The 17,383-nt window shown below is 54.7% G+C and carries 17 protein-coding genes and 1 pseudogene; 10 read left to right on the forward strand and 8 right to left on the reverse strand.

Features of this window, described 5'->3' with window-relative positions:
- Positions 1-93: 93 nt before the first annotated feature.
- From ET810_RS08765 to groL, 4 genes are all read right to left on the reverse strand, one after another.
- Positions 94-276, reverse strand: coding sequence for a hypothetical protein (locus ET810_RS08765; RefSeq protein WP_013912376.1), 183 nt, complete (start codon positions 274-276; stop codon positions 94-96).
- 51 nt (positions 277-327) lie between these two features.
- Positions 328-477: a cell wall channel gene (locus ET810_RS08770; RefSeq protein WP_134316192.1), complete on the reverse strand. Its 150-nt coding sequence runs from the start codon at positions 475-477 to the stop codon at positions 328-330.
- Positions 478-1,393: 916 nt separating this feature from the next.
- Positions 1,394-1,585 carry a hypothetical protein gene (locus tag ET810_RS08775; protein ID WP_087454562.1) on the reverse strand — a complete coding sequence of 64 codons (192 nt, stop codon included), beginning with the start codon at positions 1,583-1,585 and terminating at the stop codon, positions 1,394-1,396.
- A gap of 405 nt (positions 1,586-1,990) precedes the next feature.
- The gene (gene groL, locus ET810_RS08780) at positions 1,991-3,631 is read right to left on the reverse strand and encodes a chaperonin GroEL (RefSeq protein WP_134316193.1); all 1,641 of its coding nucleotides are present in this window, start codon (positions 3,629-3,631) and stop codon (positions 1,991-1,993) included.
- Positions 3,632-3,842: 211 nt separating this feature from the next.
- Between groL and ET810_RS08785 the strand changes: the two genes are divergently transcribed.
- Complete coding sequence (locus ET810_RS08785) at positions 3,843-5,204, forward strand: dipeptidase (RefSeq protein ID WP_134316194.1); 1,362 nt, start codon at positions 3,843-3,845, stop codon at positions 5,202-5,204.
- 186 nt (positions 5,205-5,390) lie between these two features.
- On the opposite strand, the pseudogene ET810_RS12765 reads toward ET810_RS08785, so the two are convergent.
- Positions 5,391-6,368, reverse strand: a pseudogene (locus ET810_RS12765) (Abi family protein).
- Positions 6,369-6,752: 384 nt separating this feature from the next.
- Between ET810_RS12765 and ET810_RS08800 the strand changes: the two are divergent.
- From ET810_RS08800 to ET810_RS08835, 8 genes are all read left to right on the forward strand, one after another.
- A complete protein-coding gene (locus ET810_RS08800) occupies positions 6,753-7,310 on the forward strand; it encodes an acetyl-CoA acetyltransferase (RefSeq protein ID WP_087454566.1) in 558 nt (185 codons plus the stop codon).
- A 133-nt stretch (positions 7,311-7,443) separates the two neighbouring features.
- The gene (locus tag ET810_RS08805) at positions 7,444-10,302 is read left to right on the forward strand and encodes a Na+/H+ antiporter subunit A (protein ID WP_134316196.1); all 2,859 of its coding nucleotides are present in this window, start codon (positions 7,444-7,446) and stop codon (positions 10,300-10,302) included.
- A complete protein-coding gene (locus ET810_RS08810) occupies positions 10,303-10,797 on the forward strand; it encodes a Na(+)/H(+) antiporter subunit C (RefSeq protein ID WP_087454568.1) in 495 nt (164 codons plus the stop codon).
- Positions 10,794-12,464: a Na+/H+ antiporter subunit D gene (locus ET810_RS08815; RefSeq protein WP_166741041.1), complete on the forward strand. Its 1,671-nt coding sequence runs from the start codon at positions 10,794-10,796 to the stop codon at positions 12,462-12,464. The genes ET810_RS08810 and ET810_RS08815 overlap by 4 nt, the downstream gene beginning before the upstream one ends.
- A complete protein-coding gene (locus ET810_RS08820) occupies positions 12,461-12,976 on the forward strand; it encodes a Na+/H+ antiporter subunit E (protein ID WP_134316197.1) in 516 nt (171 codons plus the stop codon). Before ET810_RS08815 ends, ET810_RS08820 begins: the two co-directional genes overlap by 4 nt.
- Positions 12,973-13,245: a monovalent cation/H+ antiporter complex subunit F gene (locus ET810_RS08825; RefSeq protein WP_023636346.1), complete on the forward strand. Its 273-nt coding sequence runs from the start codon at positions 12,973-12,975 to the stop codon at positions 13,243-13,245. The genes ET810_RS08820 and ET810_RS08825 overlap by 4 nt, the downstream gene beginning before the upstream one ends.
- Entirely contained in the window at positions 13,245-13,598 is a 354-nt protein-coding gene (locus ET810_RS08830; protein WP_087454570.1) for a monovalent cation/H(+) antiporter subunit G, read from the forward strand. The genes ET810_RS08825 and ET810_RS08830 overlap by 1 nt, the downstream gene beginning before the upstream one ends.
- 20 nt (positions 13,599-13,618) lie before the next feature.
- A complete protein-coding gene (locus ET810_RS08835; RefSeq protein ID WP_087454571.1) occupies positions 13,619-14,881 on the forward strand; it encodes a glycosyltransferase 87 family protein in 1,263 nt (420 codons plus the stop codon).
- On the opposite strand, the gene ET810_RS08840 is transcribed toward ET810_RS08835, so the two are convergent.
- From ET810_RS08840 to ET810_RS08850, 3 genes are read right to left on the reverse strand one after another with little or no spacing between them, the layout of a single operon-like run.
- On the reverse strand, positions 14,809-15,933 hold the full coding sequence (locus ET810_RS08840) for a glutamate--cysteine ligase (RefSeq protein WP_134316198.1): 1,125 nt from the start codon (positions 15,931-15,933) through the stop codon (positions 14,809-14,811). The two genes, ET810_RS08835 and ET810_RS08840, sit on opposite strands and share 73 nt — an antisense overlap.
- 19 nt (positions 15,934-15,952) lie before the next feature.
- A complete protein-coding gene (locus ET810_RS08845) occupies positions 15,953-16,501 on the reverse strand; it encodes a LytR C-terminal domain-containing protein (RefSeq protein WP_087454573.1) in 549 nt (182 codons plus the stop codon).
- A gap of 10 nt (positions 16,502-16,511) precedes the next feature.
- A complete protein-coding gene (locus ET810_RS08850; protein ID WP_087454574.1) occupies positions 16,512-16,790 on the reverse strand; it encodes a DUF3263 domain-containing protein in 279 nt (92 codons plus the stop codon).
- Here ET810_RS08850 and ET810_RS08855 point away from each other — a divergent pair.
- Positions 16,789-17,382, forward strand: coding sequence for a peptide deformylase (locus ET810_RS08855; protein ID WP_087454575.1), 594 nt, complete (start codon positions 16,789-16,791; stop codon positions 17,380-17,382). The genes ET810_RS08850 and ET810_RS08855 overlap by 2 nt on opposite strands.
- Position 17,383: the final 1 nt, after the last annotated feature.

The raw sequence follows: 17,383 nt of genomic DNA on the forward strand, positions 1-17,383 counted from the left end.
AAACAAACAAGAACGACCAACACACATAAAAATCCCGCCAGTCAGACCTTTCCAGGCCAACCAACGGGATTTTTATTAGCGTAGAAGCTTTAATTAGCTCTGGCTAGAAGAAGAGAATGCACCGGAAAGCTGGCCGGTCCATACATCGAGTTTATCTGCGAATTGGCCATTAACAACAAACTTGCCAAGGTTCACAAGTGCATCATAGCCCTTGAAGAAATCACCGAGACGCTGCAGGCCGAGTACGAAATCGTTAGCCATTTGAACAATATCCATTATTAGCTCCTACCAGGATAAGAAGAATTTAGTACTTTAACGATCTGCTGTTTACTTGAAAACTTTGTCGATTGGGTTCAGGCGAGCCCACTCAAGAGCGGTCTCTACAACAGCCTTCACTGCCTTAGCGACATTTTCAAAGTCGGAGCCCTTGAAAGTTTTAAAAATATCCGAAGAGAGAGAAATCAATTCAGAAGACATATGTACTCCTAGAAGTAATCCCGGAGGGAATCCGGGGTGGAAAACTTTCCCACCGAGACTTGGCTGCAACACTAGCCTCTGATGGCTCATTATGAACGATAACACCGAAGTATGGGTGGCGCTAGCAAAGTCACAAACCCTTAGAAAGTTTTTAATCGCAGCTCAAGCGGCAATTTCGCTTATGTAACACTTCCATCAAACCAGCAAAGATAACGTTTGCCTAGGTGAAGATAGGGGAAGTCCTATAAGGCTATAGCCCAGACAATCCAAACCAGCCCCACATAGGGGTAAATCAAACCTAAGTAAACTTCTTCAAGAAATACCCCTATCTAGGGGCTTTTTCCATAAACTGCCTAGACACTGAACTGGCACTTGAGCGTTTTACATGCAAAACACCCATTCCCCCTCTGACTTTTGCGTACATTTTTCACCAATTGCCAGCAAGTATTGACTTTCAATCCCCCCATGCTTTATGAAAAGCTAAAAGTGAATCAATCTAAAAGCCGCCCCGAATTCAAGCCCTGTTTTCCCACGCCTCTCGCCCCAGCACATAGTAATTTTGTAACTGCCGACGACACCTAGCCACACAATAAACTTGCAGCTTTGTTTTCCACTAACCCGTTCTCCATTGCCGCAATCGAAGCATCGGAAATTTTCAGCTATGTAGATTTACTCCCCGCTAGTCGGTTTTCAGTCCAACTAACGGGGAGTAAATCGTATTTATAAAATGTCAAGTATTATTTGAAGATCTTGATCATCGATGCAACGTTGCCACCAAGCTTGGCAAGCGACACCATGAAGTCCAAGATTTCTTTAACAACGCCGGTGGTGGAAAGCTGAACCCAGTCGTTCATGTGCTCCATTATTTTCCTCTTTCAGATTTGTGTACGTGTCTTAAGCGTTAAGGAAGATACCCTTAGGGTGCAGGCTTAACGATCTGGTCTTCCGTAAAGATCTTCTTGGTGGTTTCCGCAGCGCTGGACATTCCACCGTCTATCCATGTAGCCAGCTTCATCAGAATTGTTGGGATACCCTGGAACAGGCCGGAAATTGCTTCCATGCCATCCTTGAATTTGCCCAGGTGCTCTGCCATAACCGTCATATCCATGAAATATCTCCTCTGAGAGAGGTCGGTACTCGTACCGACAGGAATTAGTAAGTAACGTCATCAGACGTCTCGGATAGCAATTATGTCACAAAGTTGCGCACATTCAAGCTGGGCCACCAATGCCTTTTGCGGCATACAACACAGAATTAGCTAACAGTTCCATCGAACTGTGCAAAAAGTTAGAAAAAATAGTCTTAAAGTCCGCTAATTTCATTTTTAAAAAAGGTTTCCGGTAAATATTTCCCTATTGGTGTGCGCTAGGTGACAAATCGACTTTCGTACCCAATACAAAAACTTGATCTACGCAACATTGCAAAAATGAAACACTAGGCCTTTTTTACCCCAAAAATGGGGGAACCCGAGCCCTCCATTGAGGACCCGGGTTCTAAAAACGTTCAGGCTATATTAGAAGCCCATCCCACCCATCTCGTCAGCGCCAGGCATTGCAGGAGCAGCAGGCTCCGGCTTGTCGGCAACAACAGCCTCGGTGGTGAGGAACAGAGCTGCGATGGACGCAGCGTTCTGCAGTGCAGAGCGGGTGACCTTCACCGGGTCATTGATGCCAGCAGCCATCAGGTCAACGTACTCTCCGGTAGCTGCGTTGAGGCCTTCGCCTGCAGGGAGGTTGGAAACGTTGTTAGCTACAACGCCGGGCTCTAGGCCAGCGTTGAGAGCGATCTGCTTCAGCGGCGCAGACAGTGCCTCGCGGACGATCTTCACGCCGGTAGCCTCGTCACCGGTGAGGTCCAGATCGCCGTCGAGAACGTGTGCAGCCTGCAGCAAAGCAACGCCGCCGCCGGCAACGATGCCTTCTTCAACAGCTGCCTTAGCATTGCGCACTGCGTCTTCAATGCGGTGCTTACGCTCGGTGAGCTCAACCTCGGTAGCTGCGCCAACCTTGATCACGGCAACGCCGCCGGCGAGCTTTGCAAGGCGCTCCTGCAGCTTCTCGCTGTCGTACTCAGAATCCGAGTTTTCAATCTCAGCGCGGATCTGGTTTACGCGCCCCTCGATCTGCTCAGGCGATCCTGCGCCCTCAACGATGGTGGTCTCGTCCTTTGTCACCACGACCTTGCGTGCGCGGCCCAGCAGCGGAATGTCAGCGGTCTCCAGGGAAAGGCCGACTTCTTCAGAGATGACCTGTCCGCCGGTAAGGATCGCCATATCCTGCAGCTGTGCTTTACGACGATCACCAAAGCCCGGTGCTTTCACAGCAACAGACTTGAAGGTGCCACGGATCTTGTTCACAACCAGAGTGGAGAGTGCTTCGCCCTCAACGTCTTCGGCGATAATCAGCAGCGGCTTGCCGGCCTGCATGACCTTTTCCAGCAGCGGCAAAAGATCCTTGATGTTGGAGATCTTGCCGGAAACCAGGAGGATGTAGGGGTCTTCCAGGACTGCCTCAAGGCGCTCCATGTCGGTAGCAAAGTAGCCCGAGATGTAGCCCTTATCAAAGCGCATACCCTCAGTGACCTCAAGGTCAACACCAAAGGTGTTGGATTCCTCGACGGTGATGACGGATTCCTTGTTCAGGGTTCCGTTGCCCACTGCGTACATGGCCTTGGCGATCTGAGCGCCGATTGCCGGATCAGCAGCAGAGATACCAGCGGTCGCAGCGATCTGCTCCTCGGTCTCTACTTCTTTAGCGTTCTGCAGAAGGTTTTCGGTCACCTTAGCCACAGCCTGCTCGATGCCGCGCTTGATGCCCATTGGGTTGGAGCCCGCAGCGACGTTGCGCAGGCCCTCGCGGACAAGTGCCTGAGCCAGAACGGTAGCGGTGGTGGTGCCGTCGCCAGCGACGTCGTCAGTCTTCTTAGCGACTTCCTTGACCAGCTCAGCGCCGATCTTCTCGTACGGGTCCTCAAGCTCAATTTCGCGAGCGATAGAGACGCCGTCGTTGGTGATGGTCGGGGCGCCCCAGCTCTTCTCTAGAACAACGTTACGACCCTTAGGTCCGAGCGTGACCTTAACTGCATCAGTCAAGGTATTCAGGCCCTTTTCAAGGCCCCGGCGTGCTTCCTCATCAAAGGCAATGATCTTTGCCATGAAAGTCTGTGCTCCTTATATATAGGACGACACTCACGTCTCGACGTTCCAGCAGGCGCCCGCGACGGCACGGTGGGCCGAGTGTAAACCAACCTCACCCGCTGATATGTCTCGAAAGTTTCGATTTATCTAGCACTCTAATGATCAAAGTGCTAACAACCGTTTTAGCAGTCTCCCCATGCGAGTGCAAGATCGTTCTACACTAGGCACCATGATTGCAGACATCGTTAATAAGGTACGTCCGCTCGTCGAGAAGCAAAGGGACGCCATATTCAAGGATCTCAGCGAGATCACGTCCTACAACTCTGTACACTCCACCCCAGAATGCGCCGACGACCATGCCGCCGCATGTGCATGGGTCGTGAATGCGCTGACCAAAGCCGGGCTAGAGGTAACCGAATACCCCTACGACGGCGGAGCCACCACCGTGTTGGGCACCAAGAAAGCCGTCGGAGACGCCCCGACCGTGCTGCTGTATTCGCACTATGACGTCGTGCCCGCCGGCGACCCCGCCGACTGGATCAGCGACGCCTTTACGCTTACCGAACGCAACGGACGCTGGTACGCCCGCGGCGCCGCCGACTGCAAAGGCAACCTCGTGATGCACCTCGCCGTGCTGCGCGCGATACAAGAACTCGGTGGCACCGACCTAGGCATCACATTCCTCGTAGAAGGCTCAGAGGAACAAGGCGGCGCGGAACTCAGCTCGCTTATCCACTCCCAACCCGAGCTCTTCCAATCCGATGTCATTCTCATCGCAGATTCCGGCAACCAGGAAGTAGGCGTGCCGACGCTCACTACCACCCTTCGTGGCGGCGCACAAATCACGGTTACGCTCAAAACCTTGAACGCAGCAGTCCATTCCGGCAGTTTCGGAGGTGCCGCCCCCGACGCAGCCGCAGCACTTATCCGACTGCTGGACTCCCTCAAGGACGAGCATGGACGCACCATCATAGACGGCGTAGATTGCTCCACACGATGGCCAGGAGGAACCTACGACCGCGAAAGTTTCCGCGCTGATTCCACCATGCTTGACGGCACCCAGATCATGGGAACCGACGAAGATAACCCTGCAGACATGGTCTGGGCACGCCCGGCAATCTCCATCACAGGCTTCACCTCCACCCCGGTAGACAAAGCAGTCAACGCGGTCCCACCCGTGGCCAGCGCACGACTCAACCTCCGCGTACCACCAGGACTCAAAGCCACCGACGTTGCAGAAGCCCTTATCGCACACCTCAAAGCCCATGTTCCGTGGGGCGCACATATTGAAGCCAGCTACGACGACGCGAATGAACCATTTGAAGCCAAAATCGACGGCCCGGCAATGTCCCACTTCAACGCTTGCCTAGCCAACGCCTACGGCAAAGAAGACACCGTGCATATCGGCTCGGGTGGCTCCATCCCACTATGCTCTGAGCTCCTAGGGATCATGCCGCACGCAGAGCTGGCACTTTTTGGCGTAGAAGAGCCACAATCCACGATCCACTCCCCCAATGAATCCGTAGACCCCAACGAAATCCGCGATATTGCAGTCGCGGAAGCCTCTTTCCTACTGACATACGGGAAATAGCCTTAACGAGGTAACCCGCAGGAAATATCGGTCATTGCCTGCGGGTTTTCTGCGTGAAGGACAACGCCTCCCGATGTTTTTTGTCGTTTTTGAGAACGCTAGCAACCGCGCGGCATAAAAACCCCAGGTGGCGTTTTTTAGCGTTCTCAAAAACGACATTTTCAGTGCGATGTACGCGGTGTTCCGCTAATTCCAGAGAGTAAGGGATCTCCAATTTTTGGGAAATTTCATATCTTTCTCCGGAGACACATAATCAGATGTGGGAAATTGATCCATCAATTCAACCACTTTGTGGTGCCAACCAATGCTCGGCCGTATCTGCTTCATTAAATATGCAATAACGGCTAAATATGCACACGTGGACGTGAGGTTATTTTTCTCGTATTGCAAATGGACCAAATCATCATTCACTTCATTAAGTTTTGGAGCCTGCAATCCATACGTCATAGTACGGTTCCATAACCGATTATGATGAGCTACTTTATTTCTAAGATAGTTCAACCCAACAATCCATTTACTAAATGTCGCCCCAGAACTTACCCCAAACTCTTTAGCTATCTGACTCTGTATCTTCGATGGCAAAAGGTAGAAAAAGCGGGTTAATCCACCAAAATCGATAAACTCGATAGCCACCCAAATAGGCATATGGCCATCGTATTTTTCTTTAAAATGTTTACAAAAGTCTTCGCTCCCGGCCTGACGACAGAGTTTCTCAAATTTCGTCTGCCATGCTTCTCAACGGGTATTTTGCTTCTTTCTTCCAGGAATCTTTGAATCACACCGTTGCAGATCAAGAGATTTTTTATTCAGATGTATAAACGGATCCACCCGACCTGCCCTGTAGGCGACCCGCGTACATAGTACGACTTCTATTTGCTCAATAGCTTCAAAAATAAGCCGACGTAATTCAGAGTCAAAATCTGCAAGTTGGACCACTGTATCAAAGCTTGTACCACTCAGAAATTCTTCGGCTCGATAATTAGTCGGACTTTCACGTTTTTCTTTGGTCAAGAATACGCGGAAAGGATAAGAATATGCAGAAAGCCTGTAGTAACCGATCCTTTTTAGTTCCCCCACGTGTATATCCCTGTTACTGATTTCCATTCCGCGACTTACAAGCGTGTCTAGCTGCTTCATATAAGACAGATGCGGTTTGTTATACATATTTTATTCCTTGTATAAAAGAAAACAGCCCCGTCATGCATGATCTTGCTGATGCATGAGGCGGAGGCTGTGTTTATGGGATTAAGACTACACCAAAACAGCCTCGTTTATTAATCCTTGCCACCCCCGGATACAGAAAACCCTTGCGGCTCAACCACATCCCCGTTAGCATCGCAGGTGTGATCCACATCATTGATTTCTCTCAGCGCGCACAGCTAGTGCTCGTGGCCCCGGTAGCGGCCCGAGTGCTCAAGGCTGCTACAGCCATGTGCCCGTCTGTGGGATAGGAGGACTGACTCCCACATTCGGGGAGCAGCCGTTAAACCCACAACATCCAGAGTCGGTCCATACCCTTTATCCGTTTTCACACAAGGACCGAAATCAATGTCTTCTTTCACCTCATCGCTTACTTTCCTTTCTCGCCGTTCACTGCCGACGAAAACCTACACCCCACATTCTCCGATACCCAGCACGACACGGGTGTTTGCCGATGACCCTTTCCGGGCACGCTTCGGACACAAATTACCCAGCGGTTTAAGGGAAGAAGCACGCGGTATGCAATGGCGAACGTTCATCGCTATCTACGCACCAACTTCCGCAATCCGCGTCCACATCACCGGCACGCACAAACTGCGTGGCAATCACAACTCCTATGACATCGAACTCCAGCGGAACACAACTGGCGGAAGAATCACTGAAACCCATTCAATCGTGGCCTCGGGTCCCATCGCTGCGTGCACCCAAGTCTTGGCTAATGCAGGGCGTCGTGTAGAAATTCTTTCTTTCCACCAATTCGAGATATTCGAATCCACCGTGACGTTTCTGCTCGCTTCACACAATCGTCGCCAACACTGGGCAGTAGGTTTCGGTGGTAGTCGTGAACACTCGGCAGCTACTGCAATGAGCTCTGCGTCTGAGCTGCTGTTTGGGACTTTGCGCTAAGATAACGAGAGTGAGCTGCGCCGATGCATGACGCAAAAACTACACCTCAATACCAGTCCGGCTGCGTTACTACATTGCGCGCACTTTCACTTCGCCTTGTACGTCCACGACAGCCAAAGGATTATTTCGCCCTGTGCTCGTATTGCTGTTAGCTCTCGCGGTGACTGCCACCGTCGCCCCAATTGCAGTTAAGACTTGCGGAAGACCGGCGTTCGGTCTTCTTTCCATTACGCCCTTCGCCGGGTTTGTGTGGATTCTTGGCAAGTTGGTCAACGGTGATTTTTCTTCGGGCAAAGCCCTCACCGCGCATTACGGGTGGATGAGCAGCGCGCATTTAGATCTGACATTCCGGCTCGATTCGCTTTCCGCACTGTTTAGCTTGGTCATCTTGGGCATCGGTGGCTTGGTCTTGCTGTATTGCTGGAATTACTTTGATTCCGTTCCTCGCCGGTTACGGCCCTTTGCGGGGCAGCTATCTGGCTTTGCGATGGCCATGTACGGGCTCGTGATCTCCGATAACATGCTGCTGCTCTATGTTTTCTGGGAGATTACCTCGGTGCTCAGCTTCTTGTTGGTGGGCTACTACGGCGAGCGAGCGTCGTCACGCCATGCTGCGATACAGGCGCTGATGATCACCACTTTGGGCGGATTGTCAATGCTCGTGGGCATTATCTTGCTGGGTCGGCAGACGGGCATATGGGAGTTGTCCGGCCTTGCCAACGCCAGTTTGGAGGGAACCCATCATATTTCTTATGCCGTAGTGCTCATCCTGGCAGGCGCGTTATCCAAGTCAGCCATCGCCCCAACGCACTTTTGGTTGCCTGGGGCGATGGCTGCGCCGACCCCGGTGTCTGCCTATCTGCATTCTGCGGCGATGGTCAAAGCGGGAATTTATCTTGTTGCTCGGTTGGCTCCTGACTTTGCGTTCTCGCGTGTCTGGTATTTGGTGGTGATCGCTCTAGGGATTTTCACTATGCTTTTGGGCGGCTGGATGTCCTTACGGCAAACAGATCTTAAGTTGATTTTGGCGTATGGCACCGTCAGTCAGCTGGGCTTTATCACTGTGCTCGTGGGGATTGGTTCGCATGCGGCTATGGTGGCGGGCCTTGCGTTAACGTTTGCGCACTCCATGTTTAAAGCGACGCTTTTTATGGTCGTAGGGGCGATTGACCATACGACGGGGACCCGAGATATACGCAAGCTCTACGGGTTGGGGCGCAAGCAACCGATCTTGATGGGCGTCGCCACGCTCGCTGCTGCGTCGATGGCGGGCATTCCTCCGTTGTTTGGTTTTGTGGCTAAAGAGGCGGCCCTTGAGGCTGTGCTGCATGAGCATGCTCTTGTGGGGTTGCCAGGGCAGGTAACGCTCGTGGGGATAGTGGCAGGTTCGATTCTCACTATGGCGTACAGCCTGCGGTTTCTCTTCGGGGCGTTCTCCACTAAGGGCGGTCAGGTCTCCGAACCTGTGCTCACGATGCACCCTATCGGCCCGCTGCTATGGATTCCCCCAACAATATTAATGGTGCTGACGGTACTCACTGGAGCAAGCCCCCAGCTGTTGGGCACTCTTCTCAGCGCCCACACAACCTCGGTTTTCGGTGAGGAAGCACACCTGGCGCTGTGGCACGGGTTTAATCTTCCGCTCGCGTTGAGCGCCGCAATCGTGGGAATCGGAGCGATTATGCACTGGCAGCGTGCGTCGATAGCCAAGTTGCATTTCACCGAGCCGGCCCTGGGCAACGCTAGCGCGGCATATGACCGCGTCTTGGATCTTCTCCGGACGTCCTCGCTGCGTTTAACTGCCTCCACCCAGCGAGGTTCGCTCGTTATTAACTCGGGTTCTATCTTTGCGGTCCTTGTCCTTGTCCCGCTCATCGCGCTGCTGGGCGGGGAGCGTAGCGACGTCCACATGATCCTCTGGGATACGCCGCTACAAGCGATCATCGCCGGAATCATGATCGTGATGGCTATTGGCGCAGCTGTCCAATCCAATCGGCTCTCTGCTCTGATTATGGTGGGGATGACTGGGTACGGCGCGGCCATGATTTTTGCGCTGCACGGCGCACCCGATCTTGCTCTTACTCAGATGCTGGTGGAAACCATCACGGTGGTGGTGTTCATGCTGGTTCTTCGCCGTTTCCCGGCGCGCACCCAGTGGCAGCCTTCCCATCGCGCTAATCGGCTACGCGCGTGGCTTGCTGCAGCAGTAGGTTTCACCGCCGTCATCCTCACTGTGTTTGCCATCAACGCTCGCACGGAAGCCCCCGTAAGCGCTGTTATCCCCGATTTGGCCAAGGACATCGGCCATGGGGCGAATGCCGTCAACGTGTTGCTGGTGGACATTCGTGCCTGGGATACCTTCGGCGAAAGTACTGTCCTTATCATCGCGGCGATTGGTGTTTCCTCCCTGATCTATCGCACCAAAAGCTTCCAGCGAGATTCGCGCCGTCCCACGTTGCATGATTCTGGCGGCTGGCTTTCCTCAGAGGCAGCGCGTAACCGCTCTTTGATGGTCGATGTGTCCACCCGACTGTTGTTCCCCATCATGATGGTGCTTTCCGTCTATTTCTTCTTCGCAGGCCATAATGCTCCTGGCGGCGGATTCGCGGGCGGGCTTGTCGCAGCCCTCGCGCTTGCTTTGCGTTACCTTGCGGGCGGCCGCGAGGAATTGGAGCAGACTTTCCCCATCGACCCTTCCCGCGTCTTGGGAGTCGGCGTGTTGCTTACCGCTGCTGCCGTTATCTGGCCAGTCTTCCTCGGCGCGCCACCGCTGACGTCCTATGCGTGGGATCTGCATATTCCAGGCATCGGGGACATACATGTGGTCAGCGCTTTGCTTTTCGACACCGGCGTCTACCTAATAGTTATCGGATTGGTGTTGCACATCCTCACATCTTTGGGCAGCCAACTCGATCTGGATGAGGAATTGCGTAAACAGCGCGCACGGGAACGAGTGAAAAAGCTCAAGGCTCGCGTAGGAAAGGAGAAGTAAATGCTGGTCAATCTCTCATTACTCCTTGCCGCAGGCGTGCTTGTGTCAGCCGGTGCGTATCTGGTGTTGGACAGGGCTATGACCAAGATGATGATGGGGCTGTTGCTTATGGGCAACGGCGTTAACATCCTCGTGCTCATGGCTGGTGGCGCGCCGGGTTCGCCGCCGATCAAGGGACGAGAATCTGTCCTCTATGGTGATACGGTCGCGGATCCGTTGGCCCAGGCCATGATTCTTACAGCAATCGTGATCTCCATGGCGCTTACTGCGTTCATCCTTACGCTTGCGTATCGGCAGTATCGTTACCGTACTCAGGACGTGGTGGAAGACGACGTGGAGGATGCAGCAGTGGCGGCTCGTCCACCGCTTCCTTCAGCGGCACCCGACCATGATCTTTCCGACGACCCCGCGACCGGGCGCATCACCAAGCTTGGCGACGAATTCGGCCCCCGTTGTTTCGAGGCACCATTGACCGATTCCCAGGAGGACCAGTGATTCCTTTCCAAAGCCTCCTTGACGCGATGCCAGTTCTTCTCCCGCTTCCCATCGTGATTCCTGCTGTGGGTGCAGGCATAGCATTAGCAGCAGCGAAGCATCTGCGTGTCCAGCGTATAGTCGCGGCTCTTACCCTCTTTGCACTCATCTCTTTGGCTGTCACCATGCTGTTTGTGGTGGACCAGGAAGGGATTCAGACCATTCAGATCGGTGGTTGGGATGGGCCCGTGGGCATTACCCTCGTGGCGGATCGTCTTTCTACCCTGATGCTGATGGTTTCTTCCATCGTGTTGTTCTGCGTGATGTGGTACGCGATTGGCCAGGGAGTTCGCGACGGGGAGGAAGACGAGCCAGTGGCGGTCTTCTTGCCCACGTATCTTCTGCTCAGCATGGGCGTAAACATGTCGTTTCTCGCCGGAGACCTCTTTAACCTCTACGTCGGCTTCGAGGTCTTCCTCGTCGCGTCTTATGTGCTTCTGACCTTGGGGGCTTCTCCTGCACGCGTGCGCGCAGGCGTGGGTTATGTCATGGTCTCCATGCTGAGTTCGCTTGTGTTCCTTATCGGGCTTGCGTTGGTGTATGCGTCCGTCGGCACGCTTAATATGGCGCATATTTCGGAGCGCATGGAGTCGGTGCCCAGCGGCACCCAAACCGCGATCTTTGCGGTGCTCCTCATCGCCTTTGGCATCAAGGCCGCAGTATTCCCGCTTGATTCTTGGTTGCCGGACTCCTATCCCACCGCGCCCTCGCTGGTCACGGCCGTCTTCGCGGGTCTGCTTACCAAGGTCGGCGTGTATTCGATCATCCGAATGCGTTCTGCGGTTTTCACGTCGGGGTCTTTGGATACGTTATTGATGTGGGTCGGGTTGGCCACCATGCTGGTGGGCATCTTGGGCGCGATGGCGCAGAATGACATCAAACGACTCCTCAGTTTCACCCTGGTCAGCCATATCGGCTACATGATCATGGGCGTGGGATTAGGAACAGAGCAGGGCCTTTCTGGGGCAATCTTCTATGCTGTGCACCATATTTTGGTTCAGACCGCACTCTTCTTGGTGGTCGGACTAATCGAGCGCCAAGCCGGTTCCTCCTCATTGCGCCAACTGGGCTCCCTGGCCAAAGCCACGCCCATCCTTGCCGTCCTCTACATCATCCCGGCACTCAACCTGGGCGGAATACCACCTTTTTCCGGATTCCTGGGCAAGGTAATCCTCGTGGAGGCAGGCGCTAACGAGGGCGGCCCACTCCCCTGGCTGCTCATCGGCGGCGCAATTGTGACCAGCCTGCTCACCCTTTACACCATGGTTTTGGTGTGGTCTAAAGCGTTCTGGCGCGATCGCAAAGATGCACCCGACGGGGGAACTGCCTATGCCCGACCGGCTTTGCTCTCTGATGTCACAGACAAGATCGATTTTTCTGAGCGAAACGACGTCGGCCGGATTCCAGCAGGAATGCTCATGTCCACTGCCACGTTGGTGTCTGTGTCCCTGGGACTGAGCCTCGTCGCCGGCCCGGTGAGCAACGTGACCTCCCGTGCCGCTGAGTCTGCGCAAGATACCAGTATCTACCGCACAGCAGTGCTCGGTACCGCACGGAAAGAGCCGGGGAGAACCCTAGAGCAAGAGCGTCTCGACGAAGGCAAGGACACGAGAGGAGCACAACAATGATCGCAGGCGCCCGACGTCGATTCCGGCCCCTCTTTGTCTTGGTAGCCACAGTGATGTGGGTGATGCTCATGGGAGAGCTATCCGTGGGGAACCTCGTCGCAGGTCTCCTCGTGGGCCTCATCGTGAGTATCGCGTTGCCGCTTCCCTCGCTGCCCGTGGAGGGACTCACCATCAACATTCTTCCCTTTCTCGAACTTATTTCCCGCTGGACTTTATATCTGTTTAGCGGTTCCGTTCGCGTAGCCTGGCTTTCCATAAGGAGGGCCGAGCCGCCGAGGTCTGCGATTGTGACGGTTCCGATGCGCGTCGATAGTGAGCTCGTACTCAACCTTGCTACCACCCTGTATAACCTGCAACCGGGTGGAACAGTCACGGATATTGATGTGGCAAACCGCCTCTGGACTGTTCATATCTTGGACGCAAGTTCTACGGACAAGGTCGATGCGGAAATCGCAGCCATCGAACAATACGAGCAGCGACTCAAGCGGGCGTTTGAAAGGAACAACGCATGAACCAAGACGTCTACAACCTCGTGCTGTTCTTCGTAGCGTGCATTTTCGCCCTATCGTTCATCCTTACGTCCTACCGGATCATCGCCGGCCCCAACTCCATTGACCGCCTGTTGGGTCTCGACGGCGTGGTCGCCATGCTGCAATGCGCGCTGGCTGCTTATATCTGCTGGAGCTTAGACACCACCGTGTCTAATGCGATGCTCGTGATCGCACTTTTGGGATTCATCTCCACGGTGGCTATCACTCGTTTTAGAAAGAAGGATGACTAATGCCGTCCCATATCGTCGCAGATGTCGCCTCCTTGGTGTTCCTTCTCGCGGGCGCTTTCTTTGTTCTCTCCGCATCCATCGGGCTCATCAGGTTCCGATCCCCCCTGGCGCGGGTACACGCGATTACTAAACCGCAGGCTGTGGGCCTGATTCTTACCATCATTGGTGCGATTATTCGGGTGATGGGAACGGACTCTTCCACTGGTGACCTCGGCGTTCTGGTCCTTCTCGTGCTCTTTGCGCTCATTACGTCCCCGGTTACGGGACAAAGGGTGGGCCGCATTGCGCGCAGGGAAGGCCTTTACGACGACACCTGCACCGTACACCGTGATAAAGTTCGCGATGGAAAGTAGCCGCTGAGCAGGAGGACAGCATGAAGGCACGCAACCTCAGAGGAGCCCCCACAATCCTTGTGATTTTGGCCTTCTTCATCCCCTGGGATCTGTTGCAAGAGGATTCAATCCTCAAAAAACACAAGCTCACCCAATGGATGCCTGTGGACCTGCACGTGTACACCCTTGCGGGGAGACACCTGCAATCCGGCGGGAAGCTCTACAGTGACTCTTTTGTATGGGATCTGCCGTTTACTTATCCACCATTTTCCGGTGCCCTTTTTAAATACCTTGCGCTTTTTAGCGACGACTGGCTCACCGTAATCTGGCAAAGCGCCAATTTTCTGGCGCTCATCGGGGTGATTCTGCTTATCTTGGCTCGCGGCGAGCGCCGCGTCACCGTGACCACCGCATTCGTGGCTGTGGGATTGGCCGTCGCTTCGCTGGGGCTCGAGGCCATCCGCGGTGGCTTCTTCTACGGGCAGATCAACCTGATTCTGATGCTGCTCGTCGCGTTGGACTTCCTCCCTAATAACCGTCGCTTTGCCGGCATCGGAGTAGGACTAGCAGCAGGGCTAAAGCTGACTCCTGCGTTCTTTGGCTTTGTGTTCCTTCTAGAACGCCACTGGGGTGCTGTGTTTCTTTCTGCCGCGACGTTCGGGGCCACCGTACTCGTCGGTCAGATCGTAGTCCCAGACGCCACTAAGTTCTGGGCCTCTGCCATCTCAGATTCTTCCCGCGTTGGAGTCCATACCAACGCTGGTGCCCAATCGCTGCGCTCCGTCATGGATCGTGTCCTTGGTATTCAGGGAGGACTGCTATGGATACTGGCAATTATCGTGGTGATTGCGCTGGCTGCCTACTCGATCAGGCTGGCCATTAAGCGCGATAACATGCCCATGGCGATGGCGATGGGCGGCATCACGGCATGCCTGGTGTCCCCCTTTAGCTGGTACCACCACTGGGTCTGGATGGTTCCTGTTGTGGTCTGCATCTACCTCGCTGTTGATGATGCAATCAACGAGTTCAATGCCAAACGCTCACTAGGGTGGGCCGGATGGTTGCTCAACCAGGCCGGCGCACTCGTAGCTACTGGCATCGTCGTGCTGGTCACGGCCCCGCAGGTCAGCTCGATCATCTGGAGCGACATGGCGTTTTTCAAGCGTAACGAGCACCCCCAGGACCTGGGCAACCTACTCTTCTGCGGGGCGGGGATCCTGGTCATCGTGGGCTATGGAATCATAGCGTCCATCTCTGCGATGGTGGAATCCACAACCGATTCCCATGAGCCAGTAGCCTCATAGATCGCTCGCTGACGCTGATAGCCTGCGCCGCGATGACAAACGCTGAAAACGCGGTGCAGCTCTTTCTCACACCCTAGCTCTTGGGCTATGGGGGTGAGCACTCCAACCCACCGGCGCAGTTCATCGGTCACAAGCCGTTCCTCTGTGTCCCGTGACGTAATGATGATCGCATCCATGCCGTAGCGGGCAGCGCGCCATTTGTTCTCCGCGATATGCCAATCCTGCAGAATTGGCAGTTCCTCTCCCCGGTCCAGCATCCGATCAAAATAGACCACCAGGCAGTGGGTAAGGGCTACGGCGGCGGAAAGCTCGGTGAGGTTACTGGTGGCGTCGCAAATGCGCACTTCGATCGTGCCCCACTTGCCTGCCGGCCGGATGTCAAAGTGCATCGAGCCGGTGTGGTTGATCACCCCAGACTTACCCTGGTCTTCCATATAGGATTCCCATTCCGCCCAATCGCGGAATTGATAAGGCAGACCGGCGGTAGGAAGCTGCTGGTACAGCATCGTCCGATTAGAGGCATAGCCGGTGTCTAATCCGTCCCACCCGGGCGAAGAGGCCGTTAACGCCAGCAGATGCGGATACATGGTGAGCATTGCGTTGATGATCGGCCAGACACGATCTTTGCTCGATATACCCACATGCACATGGATACCCCAGATCAGCATCTGGTTTCCCCAGTACTGGGTGCGCGCGATGATCTCGTTGTAGTGGCCTTTTTCGCTCACCGGCTGTTGACGGAAGTCGGAAAACGGATGTGAACCGGAACCCCAGATTTTAAGGCCGAGTTCCTCCGCTACCTCGCGCACTGCCGAAAGCGCAACGCCCAATTCCTCCACGGCCTGCGGGGTGGTCTCGCACACGGAGGTAACCAGCTCAACCGTGTTGGCCAAGAACTCCTTCGCCAGATGCACCTCGGGATATCTGGAAGCCACAAGGTCAATCACCTCGGCTGCGCGGGGAACCAGATCTCTCGTCTGCGGGTCAGCGAGGGCCACTTCCCATTCAACTCCTAGAGTCGGACGAGGTGAGGCATTGAAGTTTTCGGCCATGGTAGGCCACCTTTCAAAGCTAGTTGACTTCCTCGGCCAGCACGAGGACCACAGTATTGGGATCCTCAGTTCCGCCAGGCAGATTCTCTGCCCGCGGCACTGCTACTCCGCCGACGCGTTCTGCTAGTTTACGCGCAGCATGCTCCGCAGCAGCATTTTCTGGGGTGAAGTAAACAGTATTTTGGGGCACCGCACCATCCGGGAAGTTACCTACCTCGCCTAAATCCCACCCCTCGTGCTTCAGCTTGTCCGCTACCCCAGCAGCAAGACCCTGAATAGTGGAGTTGTTAAGAACGTGAACCTTCTTCACTTCAGCATGTGGGGCCGGAGCCGCTGTTGTTTGTTGCACTGTCTGCGGTGGCTGTGCCGCTGTGGTGGTGGTTGGCTGTTGCGGCCGTGGCATCTGAGTCGTGGTGCTCTCAGCGGTGACGGTGGTGTCTGATGCCTTTTCGCGGGTCATCGAGTACACGCCCCACGCCGCGAGGAGCACAGCGACGGCAATAAGGATCATGGCCATACCGCGCAGCGGAAGGCGTTGTTCGTTGTTTGGGGAGGGTTCTGTAGTCACCTGAGCTATTCTATCGTTTTTGTGCTTGCGCCCGACGATCGGCTCTTTGATCCCGGATCCTGCGCAGACGCGCCGTGAGCACCGGATACTCGGACATCACTTCGGGAACATCAATGGCTCGGTTGAGGGATTGGAAGTATCTCACGGGAGATATTCCCAGTTCTTCCCGAATTGCCTCTTCCTTTGCCCCCAGGCTGCGAGGCGCGCGATCTTCAAAAGCTAACAATGCCAACTGTTTTTCCAGTCGAGTAAGGTTATTGGCATCAGACATGCCTACACTGTAGGGCATGACAGTTCGACCCATCGTGATCCACGGCGATCCCGTTTTACATAATCCCACGGCCGAGGTCACCGAGCCGATTAGTTCCCCCGAGTTACAAGAGCTCATCGCAGACATGTACGAGACCATGGCGGTCGCCCATGGCGTCGGTTTAGCCGCGAACCAAATCGGCGTGGGCAAGCGCCTTTTCGTCTTCGATTGCCCCGATGATGAGGGCCATATGCATCGCGGATGCGTGATCAATCCGGTTCTGGAAACCACGGAGATCCCGCAGACGATGCCTTCCGACGACGGCACCGACGATGAAGGCTGCCTCTCTGTCCCCGGCGAGGGCTTCCCCACAGGCCGCGCCACCTGGGCCAAGGTCACAGGACTGGACGAGCACGGCAACCCCGTGTCTTATGAGGGAACAGGCTTCCTTGCTCGATGCTTCCAGCACGAGGTCGGTCACCTAGACGGGTTCCTCTATACAGATACCCTGGTCGGTCGTTATAAGCGCCAGGCCAAGAAGGCCATTAAGCGCAATGGCTGGACGGAAGCTGGGCTTACCTGGATGCCGGGTGAAGATGAAGATCCCTTCGGCTGGGACACCGAGGAATAAG

It is taken from the genome of Corynebacterium silvaticum (assembly GCF_004382825.2).
Classification (GTDB): domain Bacteria; phylum Actinomycetota; class Actinomycetes; order Mycobacteriales; family Mycobacteriaceae; genus Corynebacterium; species Corynebacterium silvaticum.